We start from the raw sequence: 10,955 nt of genomic DNA, 5'->3' as shown, positions 1-10,955 counted from the left end.
GCCAACCCCGCGACCGTGGTGGTGCCAAGTTTGGCGCGGGATCACCGCCTGATCGCCAGTCTGGCGCGGGCGGCAGGGCAGCTCTGGGCGCATGGCGTGGCCCTTGAGTGGTCATCATTAATTCCTCCCACGACCACTCCCTATCCCTTGCCAGCCTACCCTTGGCAACATGAAGATTATTGGATTGAACCAAGCCGTGAAATAAGCAGCCAGCGTGCTAGCCAAACTACAAGCCAACCAACATTGTTGGGCAAGAAACTTCAGTTGCCATTAAAGGAACAAATCTATGAGCAAATTCTTGACCCTGAACAAATGGCGTTTGCCAATGCTATTCGATTGTATGAAACGCCAATTGTAGCCTATGGTTTGCTAACCGAATTATTATGTCAAATAAATACAACACTTAATCTGCTGAGCCTAAGCCAGATTTCGTTTAAGCCGCAACCGCTAACCAGCTATCAGTCAAGAACAGTTCATGGCATTATCTGCGGTAGCGATCAGGCTCAGATTGAGCTTAGTGCAATCGGATTGCTTAAAGCCGAGGATTGGCAACCGCTGGTTAGTGCTCAAGCAACAACTGCACGCATCTCAGCCCTTGCAATCAATATTCATCAGCTATGTCCAAATCCTGAAGATCTCAGTAGCATGTTCCAACAATTAAGCACAATTGGCTGGCATGGACTTGAACAAACCCTACCTATTTTAGAGGTATGGAGTGGATCGGGTAGGCTCTTAATCCGACTAAATTCAACTGAATTAGCCAAAGATTGGCTTGGGTTTGCTAAAGCGTTGGAAACCCTTTGGCAATTTGGGGCGCTGGTCTCTCAGCAGCAAGCAAACACTACACCAAAGGTGCCGAATACGATCCAGCAATTAACTTGGCAGTCCAATCGAGATACGCCTGCTTGGCTATATATCACAGTTTCAGACCAAAATCCGCTGAATGTTGATGCATGGCTGCTTGATACGCACCAACAACCAATCTTGGAAGCTCGCGAGATTAGCTACAACACGTTGGCATATAGCGATTTTATTGCCCAACAGCATGGTAGCGAATGGCTGTACGCCCTCGAATGGCATGAATTAAGTGCACCGATTGCTCAAGCTACGCCAAATCCCTTAGGCTTCTGGATTATCCTACCTGATGCACAAGGGATTGCTGAACACCTTGCTACAGCGCTTAAAAAAATTGGTTGGGCGATCGTTTGGTTGAAAGCTGATGATCCTAATCAGCTTGTAACAGAACTAGCCTCAATCCAGCAGGCAGGCTCATGCCAAGGCGTGATCGATTGTCGGATTATCGATCTCCCTGCATTGACTGCGGAGATTGATCAGCATGTAACTGAGATCGCAGAGTGTTGTTTGCAAACAATTGGCCTGGTTCAGGCATTAGTAAGCGTACCAGCGTATGCTCAAAGCCGAATTTGGCTGGTAACCCGTGGAGCACAGGATGTCAACTCGCGCCATCCTGTGGCCTTAGAAGAATCAGCATTATGGGGGCTTGGGCGAGCAATTGCTTTAGAACATCCAGCTATTTGGAACGGCTTAATCGATCTTGATCCAAACCAAGATTTTGTAGCCGATCAATTAATCGCTGATCTACACTATTCTGGCAGCATTCGCGAAATAGCATTTCGGAATGGTCGGCGGTATGAATCGCGCTTGGTGCAAACACCAAATGCAGCGACAGACTTAGCCATGCCGATTCGTGAGCATGCAAGCTACTTAATTACTGGCGGTTTAGGAGGAATTGGGCTTGAAACTGCCCGACGGCTCGCCGCAGAGGGAGCACAATCGATCATTTTGGTCGGGCGACGAACACCTCAAGCATCCAGTCAACGCATTATTGACCAATTGCGTGCCACTGGAACCCAAATTACCACGATTGCTGCCGATATTACGAATCAGACCGATATTCAGCAACTATTTGACCAGATTGATCAGACATTGCCACCACTACGCGGTATTTTACATTTGGCAGCCCAAACCAGCGATGCAATGCTTAGCGAGCAGACTTTAGCGCATTTTGTGCAGGTGTTGAAGCCAAAATTAGCAGGCGGATGGTTGCTGCATCAGCAAACCCGCGATCGTGATTTAGATTTCTTGATTTTATTTTCTTCGGCGGCTGCGCTTTTTGGGGCAATTGGGCGCAGTAACTATGCGGCGGCGAATGCCTTTCTTGATGGCCTAGCCAGTTTTCGCCGCTCACAAGGACTGCCCGGTTTAAGCCTCAACTGGGGAGCTTGGGCCGAGGTTGGCATGGCCGCTGAGGCGCTGAGCACAACCCAGCAAACAGCAATGGGCGCAATTAAACCACTGCAAGGATTGAACATTCTGGCCAATTTACGTAGCAAGCATCAGCAACTAGCAATCTTCCCAATTCAATGGCAAGCGTTTTCAGCCTTATTTCCTGCTAACCGCCAACCAACGCTTTTGAGCCTTTGTATTGATCAAAATCATTCAACAATTGAGGCTGATCATGCGTTGATGCGACGCTTGGTTGCTGCCACCCAGCCTGAACGGCAGGAACTGCTGATCGATTTGATCTTGACGACAGCACGGGCAACGCTAGGCTTTACAACAGCCATACCAATTGATAAAAAAGTACCGCTGAATCAATACGGCTTAGATTCAATTTTAGCCCTCGATTTACGTAAACGAATTCAAACAAGCTTAGGTTTAGATTTACCAGCAACCTTATTGTTCGATTATCCAACACCAGAATTACTTGCAGATCATCTCAACACACTGATTAGCCTGCCAATCGCCCAGCCTGAGATAACGGCGGAGCCAGAGGTGGATCAACTTGATTTGATTGAACAACTTTCCGATGATGAGGTAGATGCTTTGTTTGCACGCATCTTAGAGCAGGAGGGGTCTAATGACTAATTTTATCGAGCGGATCTCACAACTATCGCCTAAACGAGTTGCCTTGCTCGCATATCAACTACAGACAGAACTTGATAGCCTCAAACAGGCTCGTCAAGAACCAATTGCGATTGTAGGGATTGGCTGCCGTTTTCCTGGCGGGGCAAATTCGCCTGAGCAATTCTGGCAGTTGTTGGTTGATGGTCGCGAGACGGTTGGCGACATTCCTACTAATCGCTGGGATGTTGATAATTTCTTCTCGTCCAACCCTGCGGCTGAGGGCAAAATGTATACCCGCCGAGGTGCATTCCTTAATAATATTGACCTTTTTGATCCCACGTTTTTTGGTATCTCGCCACGGGAAGCCATGAGCATGGACCCGCAACATCGGCTGTTGTTAGAGGTGACATGGGAAGCCCTAGCCAATGCTGGCCTCGTTACTGAGCAGCTAGCAGGCAGTCGAACTGGGGTTTTCGTTGGCATGTGTACGAATGATTATGCTGAGTTGCACACCATCAATGGAGCGCAAGCCAATACCGACCGCTATTTTGCAACTGGTAATGCTTTTAGCACCGCACCTGGGCGAATTTCATATTTACTTGGGCTTCAGGGGCCAAGCATTGCGCTAGATTCAGCTTGTTCTTCATCGTTGGTAGCAGTACATCTTGCGGCGCAGGCTTTACGCAATGCAGAATGCGATTTAGCATTGGTTGGTGGGGTAAATCTCATTTTAACCCCAACCGTATTTATCCACTTCTCAAAATCAAATGCCTTGGCTCCAGATGGACGTTGCAAGACCTTTGATGCCGCTGCCGACGGCTATGGGCGCGGCGAGGGCTGTGGCATGGTTGTGTTGAAACGGTTATCTGATGCTGAGCGCAATGGCGACCGAATTTTAGCGGTTATTCGCGGCAGTGCGATTAACCAAGATGGCCGCAGTAGCGGTTTAACTGCGCCCAATGGGCCAGCCCAACAAGCGTTGCTGACAACTGCCCTCAAAAGTGCTGGCTTAAACCCAAGCGATATTGATTATGTTGAAGCCCATGGCACAGGCACACCACTTGGCGACCCAATTGAAATTCAAGCACTCGGTTCGGTACTTGGAGCCAATCGTCCAAGTAATCAACCACTGCTGGTTGGCTCAGTCAAAACCAATATTGGGCATCAAGAAGCCGCCGCCGGGATCGCAGGGTTAATTAAGGCTGTTTTAGCCTTACATCACGAACTTATCCCACAGCAACTCCATTTCAGCAAGCCCAATCCGCATATCGACTGGGCTAACTATCCAATTGAAGTTGCCGCAACAAATCGCCAATGGCAACGAGGACAACGACCACGCTACGCCGGAGTTAGCTCATTTGGCATGAGCGGCACCAATGCCCATATTATTTTACAAGAAGCACCAAACCAAGTAGCAGCAAAACCATTCACCGAGCATGATCGCATGCTTTTGTTTCCACTTTCTGCCAAACAGCCTCAAGCATTACGCGCCCTTGCCGAACGCTATCGCGATTGGCTGGCAAATGAGGCCACAGCATATCATTTAGCAGATATTGGCTTTAGTGCCAGTCGTCATGCCGATCATCATGGGTATCGATTAACCGTGGTTGGCGCTAATCATAGCGCTTTGCAAGCGAGCTTAGAGGCATTTTTAGCCAATGAATCGCGACTTGGACTAAGTAGCGGTCAGGCTCCGCTTGATAGTATTGCTGGCCCAGTTTTTGTGTTTTCGGGCCATGGCAGCCAATGGATCGGCATGGGCCAGCAGTTATTTCAAACTGAGCCAATTTTTCGCGCCTTTGTTGAAGAGTGTGATCGCTTATTGCAACCGTATGCAAACTGGTCGTTGATTGAACAATTACATGCACCGGCTGATCGTTCATTGCTTGAAAGCGATCAGATTGAAATTGTCCAAACTACGTTGTTTGTTCTACAGACTGCTTTGGCTGAGCTTTGGAAACACTGGGGCGTTATTCCTTCAGCAGTCGTTGGCCATAGTATGGGTGAGGTGGCGGCAGCCTATAGTGCTGGGGTTTTCTCATTAGCTGAAGCAATTCAGATCATCTATCATCGCAGCCGTCTGTTGCAAAAAGTTGCCCAAGATCCAACGCTCCAAGGTGCGATGGTTTTAATTGAGGCATCATTTGAGACAGTCCAAAGCGCAATCCAACCATATGCCAATCGCGTCTCAATCGCCGCCCAAAATGGGCCAACAACGGTGATCATTTCGGGCGATGCTAAGCCTGTACTAGAAATTATGCAAGCTTTCGAAGCCCAAGGGGTATACACTCGTCGGGTGCAGGCACCAGGAGCAGGGCATAGCCCGCATATGGATTTGATCACGCCTGAGCTAGCCAATCAGTTGCGCACGCTTGCCCCCAAGCCAGCCCAAATTCCACTCTATTCGACAGTTCTGGCGCAGCAAATCAGTGGCAGTGAATTAACCAACGACTACTGGGTGCGCAATGTACGCGAGCCAGTGTTGTTATCAAAAACCTTGGAATGTTTAATTAACGCTGGTCAGCATAATTTTGTTGAATGCTCAACCCATCCAGTTTTATCGATCGCAATCAAACAGGCATTACGGGCAACCGACCAAACAGGGCTGGTTATTGCCAGTTTACGCCGCAATGAAGCTGAAGTTAGCCGCATGCTTGAAGGTTTAGGCAGTTTGCATTGTGCTGGGTATCCAGTCAATTGGGCAGCGCTTTATCCCAATGGCGCAATTCTTAGCCTGCCCAACTATCCTTGGCAACATGAGCGTTTTTGGTTTACCGATGGTTTAGGCACGGGTAAACGCATTGCCAAAGCCTCAAGCGGGCATTCGGTGCTTGGCGAGCAAATCACAGTTGCGCTGCAACCAGCTACCTACTGCTGGCAGGTAGTCTTCGACCCAAGTCTCCAAGCATATCTCGAAGATCATCGGATTGAAGGGCAGCCGGTCGTTCCAGCAACCGCCATCCTTGAGCTTATGGGGAGTGCTGCGGCTCAGATTTTTGGGGCAAGCACTTGGAGTTTGCAACACATAGCCTTCAAACAAGCGATCAGCATCCAAGCCGAATACGAAACTGAGATGCAGTTGGTTATGCGCCTAGATGGGCCAAATCAACTCAGCGTTCAATTGGCTAGTCGCAGCGCCAATGCAGCGATACATACGCCATGGCAGATTCATACGACTGGTATGGTTCAGCGTGATTCAGTTCGACCAAACACAACACTTGATCTAACCGAATTACAACATCGAGCAACCGAACTGATTGATGGTGCAGTAATCTATACAGCGTTACAAGCGACTAGCAGTAGCTATGGCCCGGCATTTCAAGGCTTAACCAACATCTGGAAAGCCGAAAATGAAGCGCTTGGCCAGATTGAAATGCCTATAAGCATCAGCAGCGATCACTATGAACTCCATCCAGCAATCCTCGATGCATGTTTTCAACTTGTTGGGATCGCTGCTGGACTTCACACCGATAGCAGTATTTTTGTTCCGGTAGGCTTAGAGCATTGTTCAGGCTGGCAACAGCCAGGCAAGGGGCCATTTTGGGTTCATGCATGGTTAAGCCAGCCGCATCAGCCAGATGCCGAGAGTGTAAGTGGCAATCTCTCAATCATGAATCAGCATGGTGAAGTATTGATCGTGTGTCATAATCTAACGCTTCAGCGCCTTCGCCATGATTCACAAACAGCGGCAACCACTGATCAAACCTTCTTGCAATGGTTGCGCCAAGTTCAATGGCAACCACAAAACATAGGCCAACCAACCCAACCTCAAAACTCCCAAACATGGGTATTATTTGCCGATCAAACCGGGCTGGGAGTTGAGTTTGCTCAGCAACTAACAGGCCAAGGGCAACAAGTAGCTATTGTTACAGCAGGGTCAGACTATGCCCAAATCGCTGCTAATCACTATACGATCGATCCTGCCGATCCAGCAAGCTATCAGCGGTTGCTGCAAACCCTTGGCAGTGCAAGCGAACTGCGCGGGATTGTGCATTGTTGGTCGCTTGATGTCCAGCAGCAAGAACTTGAAGTTGATACGCTGTTGAGTAGCCTCAGTGTGCTTTATTTGACCCAAAGTTTAGCCCAATTTGGTTGGCGCACCCCACCACAACTCTATTTGGTGACCAACGGCAGTCAGGCTATTGGTAAAAATGATCTCGTTAAGCCAGCACAAACCGCGCTCTGGGGTTTAGGTGGCGTAATTCGGCACGAACACCCAGAACTAGAGTGTATTTGCATCGATCTTGATCAGCATAATCCCCAGTCAGCGCTTGCATTATTATTGGCCGAGTGTCTCCCTGAACAGCGATTGACCGAGGATCAAGTTGCCTATCGTGATGGACAACGCTATGTAGCGCGGTTGGCCGAATGGAATGAACCAACTGCCGAGCGTGTTTTGAGTCCAGCATGCACTAGTCAATTCCATTTAGAAATCGCCAAGCCAGGGATTCTGGATAGTTTATATTTTGCAGAGCAACAAGCGCTCGATTTAGCTGATGATGAAATTGAGATCGAAGTCGTTGCAGCTAGCTTAAACTTTCTAGATGTTCTAAAAGCGATGGGTATCTATCCTGGCCAAGACGATGGGCCAGTCTTGCTTGGCGGCGAATGTGCAGGGCGAGTTAGTCGCTGCGGTCGATTGGTTGATGAATTTAAACTTGGCGATGAAGTCGTTGCGATTTCAAAACAGGCCCTTGGAACCCATGCCATCGCCAAGGCCATGTTTGTTGCGCCCAAACCCAAAAGCTGGAGCTACGACGAAGCGGCGGCAGCGCCTTTAGTTTTTATGACCGTCCACTATGCTTTAAATTATCTTGGCCGAATGGAAAGCGGCGAACGAATTCTGATTCATTCAGCAACTGGCGGCACAGGCTTGGCAGCAGTGCAACTAGCCCAAAAAGCGGGCTTAACCGTGTTTGCTACCGCTGGAAGCGAAGAGAAACGGCAATTTCTTACAACGCTTGGAATTGAGCATATTTTCGATTCGCGAACCCTCGATTTTGCTAGCTTGATCAGGCAAGCGACCAACAATCAGGGGGTTGATATTGTGCTTAATTCGCTGACTGGTGAGGCAATTTCAACAAGTTTAGCCCTGCTCGCTCCCTATGGGCGCTTTCTTGAGCTAGGCATACGTGATATAGCCCAAAACGCCCAACTTGGGTTACAACCATTTATCCGCAACCTAAGCTATTTTGGAATTGCCTTAGCGAAGTTGATGTGGGAGCGCCCCAAGTTGTTTCAGCGCCTATTTCGTGAGGTGCTGGCGATGGCCGACCAAGGGGCAATTTCGCCGCTGCCAGTAACCATCTTTCCAGCGGGAGCCGTTGCTAGCGCCTTTCGGTATATGGCCCAAGCGCGGCATATTGGCAAAATTGTCGTCCGTTTCGATGATCGGGCGCAAACACCGATTGCTCGACAGCAACAGACGCTCTTTAAAGCCAATGCCAGCTATTTGATTGTTGGTGGGTTTGGCGGCATTGGGCGAACATTGGCAGGCTGGATGCTTGCTCATGGCGCACGCCATTTAGTCCTTGTTGGGCGACAGGTTAACGAGGGTGTAGCCGATGAATTACGTCAAGCTGGAGCCACAATTCGGGCAGTTGCTTGCGATATTACCAAGCCTGAAGCGATTAACGCGCTGATTGCAACCCTAGAGAGCCAAATGCCACCCTTACGCGGTATTTTTCATACTGCGGGGATTACTGATGATGGAGTTTTAATCAACCAAACCCGTGAACGTTTTCTGGCGGTAATGGCTCCAAAATTACAGGGTGCATGGCTATTACATCAGGCAACCCGTCAACTAGCACTTGATTACTTTGTTTTATTCTCGGCTGGTGCGGTGGTATTAGGTGGTCCAGGCCAAGGCAATTATGTTGCAGCCAATGCCTTTATGGATGGCTTAGTCCAGCGGCGACATGCAGAAGGATTGCACGGCTTAAGCATTAACTGGGGGCCATGGTCACAGGTAGGGGCCTTGAATGAGGCCGACCATGTTATCGAGCAGATGGCGTTCCGTGGCATTTCTGCCATTCCTACTGATCAAGCCCTAGCAGCTTTAGGCTATTTATTACGCCAGAACACTGCACAAGTGGCGGTTTTACCGTTGAATGTGCGGCAGTGGCAGCAATTTTATCCTCAAGCAGCTATCAGCCATTTCCTTGATGGACTCGTTATCGATTCATCGGCTGTTCCAGCCCAATCGAGCTTGCGTTCAAGTTTAAGTAGTGCGACGGTTGAACAGCAAGTTGCAATCATGACCGATTTTATTCGTGAACAAGTTGCCCATGTTCTGCGGTTGGCAGTCGAACGCATTGACGTTCAGGCTCCGCTGCAAAATCTTGGGCTCGACTCGCTGATGGGCTTAGAATTGCGCAATCGGCTAGAATTAAATCTTGCAATGCAGTTTTCAGCGACCTTGATTTGGAGCTACCCAACCATTGCCTTGCTTGCCCAACATCTGGTTGGGCGGCTAGCGCCAAATGAAACGCCTCAACCTCATACCTCAGAGAATCTAGATTCACCACCAGCGTTAAGCCTCACGGAAGGAGAGCTTGATGATTTAGACGAAACTGAGATGGCCCGCTTGCTAGAAGCTACCTTGGAATCACTTGAAGGACAAGATTATGAGTAATTCATCTCAGACTCCTGATTATCAAGCATTATTAAAACGCGCCTATTTAGCCTTGGAAAAATCCCAAGCGAAAATTAATCGCCTAGAAGGACGCAACCAAGCGCCAATTGCGGTTGTAGGGATTGGCTGCCGTTTTCCAGGTGGGGCTAACGATCCTGAAACTTTTTGGGAATTGCTCAGCAATGGCACAGATGCAATTAGTGAAATCCCAGCTAATCGGTGGAATATCGAGGATTATTATGATCCCAACCTTGAGCATACAGGAACGATGAACACCCGTTATGGCGGGTTTCTCAAGCAACTTGATCAATTTGATGCTCAGTTTTTTGGGATTGCGCCCCGCGAGGCAGCGGCGCTTGATCCACAACAACGGATGGTCTTAGAAACAACATGGGAAGCCCTCGAATACGCTGGAATCCTTGCAAATACGCTAGCAGGCAGCGCAACTGGAGTTTTTCTTGGGGCGTGTGTTAGTGATTATGCGTTCTTACAACTTACCGATCATGATCTTATCGACGTGTATACCGGCGGCGGCACAGCCCTAAGTATTATCGCCAATCGACTTTCGTATTGGCTTGATCTACGAGGGCCAAGTATTGTTACGGATACGGCCTGTTCATCATCATTGGTTTCAGTCCATCTAGCAGTCCAAAGTCTGCGAACCGGCGAATGCGACTTGGCTTTGGCAGGCGGCGTGAGTGCCATGATTGTGCCTGAGCCAACGATTGCTACCAGCAAATCACGAATGATGGCTCCCGATGGGCGTTGTAAAACCTTTGATGCACGAGCCAATGGGTATGTGCGTGGTGAAGGCTGTGGCATCGTAGTTTTGAAGCGGCTTGAGGATGCTCAAGCTGCTGGTGATTCGATTCTCGCAGTTATTCGTGGCAGCGCGGTCAATCAAGATGGCCGTACCAATGGCCTAACCGCGCCCAATGTGCTTGCTCAGGAAGCAGTTATTCGGAAGGCGCAACGCAATGCTGGGGTAGAACCAGCAGAAATTGGCTATATCGAAGCCCATGGTACGGGTACGTCGCTTGGTGACCCAATTGAGGTTGAAGCGTTAAGCAATGTTTTTGCCTCAGTGCCACAAACGACAAATATATTGCTTGGCTCGGTCAAAACCAATATTGGGCATCTTGAGGCAGCAGCAGGGATTGCAGGGTTAATCAAGGCAATTCTGTGTGTCCACCATGGGCAGATTCCAGCCTTGCTCCATTTTCGTTCACTTAATCCGAATATCAATCTTGATGCAACATCATTGCGTTTGGCGCTGAAAAAGCTTGATTGGCCGGAAAATCACTCACAGCGAATCGCTGGAGTTAGTTCGTTTGGATTTGGCGGGACGAATGCGCATGTGATTGTGGCCGCAGCAGAACCCGTCGCCACTCCCGTCGCCACACATGCCACCAGCCCGACCGTCATCCTGCTCTCGGCCCACACCCATGCTGCG

General features: G+C 49.2%; 3 protein-coding genes. All 3 read left to right on the top strand.

Annotation, left to right across the window (positions count from 1 at the left end):
- Window positions 1-2,889 (top strand): beta-ketoacyl reductase (locus JOD20_RS25875; protein WP_204758059.1); only part of this gene is annotated, 2,889 nt, incomplete at its 5' end.
- Window positions 2,882-9,502, top strand: a complete 6,621-nt coding sequence (locus JOD20_RS25870) for a type I polyketide synthase (RefSeq protein WP_204758058.1) — start codon at window positions 2,882-2,884, stop codon at window positions 9,500-9,502. The genes JOD20_RS25875 and JOD20_RS25870, both read left to right, overlap by 8 nt.
- Window positions 9,495-10,955 (top strand): type I polyketide synthase (locus JOD20_RS25865; RefSeq protein ID WP_204758057.1); only part of this gene is annotated, 1,461 nt, incomplete at its 3' end. The genes JOD20_RS25870 and JOD20_RS25865, both read left to right, overlap by 8 nt.

This window comes from Herpetosiphon giganteus (assembly GCF_016907925.1).
Taxonomy (GTDB): Bacteria; Chloroflexota; Chloroflexia; order Chloroflexales; family Herpetosiphonaceae; genus Herpetosiphon; species Herpetosiphon giganteus.
This window is presented reverse-complemented; position numbering and strand designations above follow the sequence as displayed.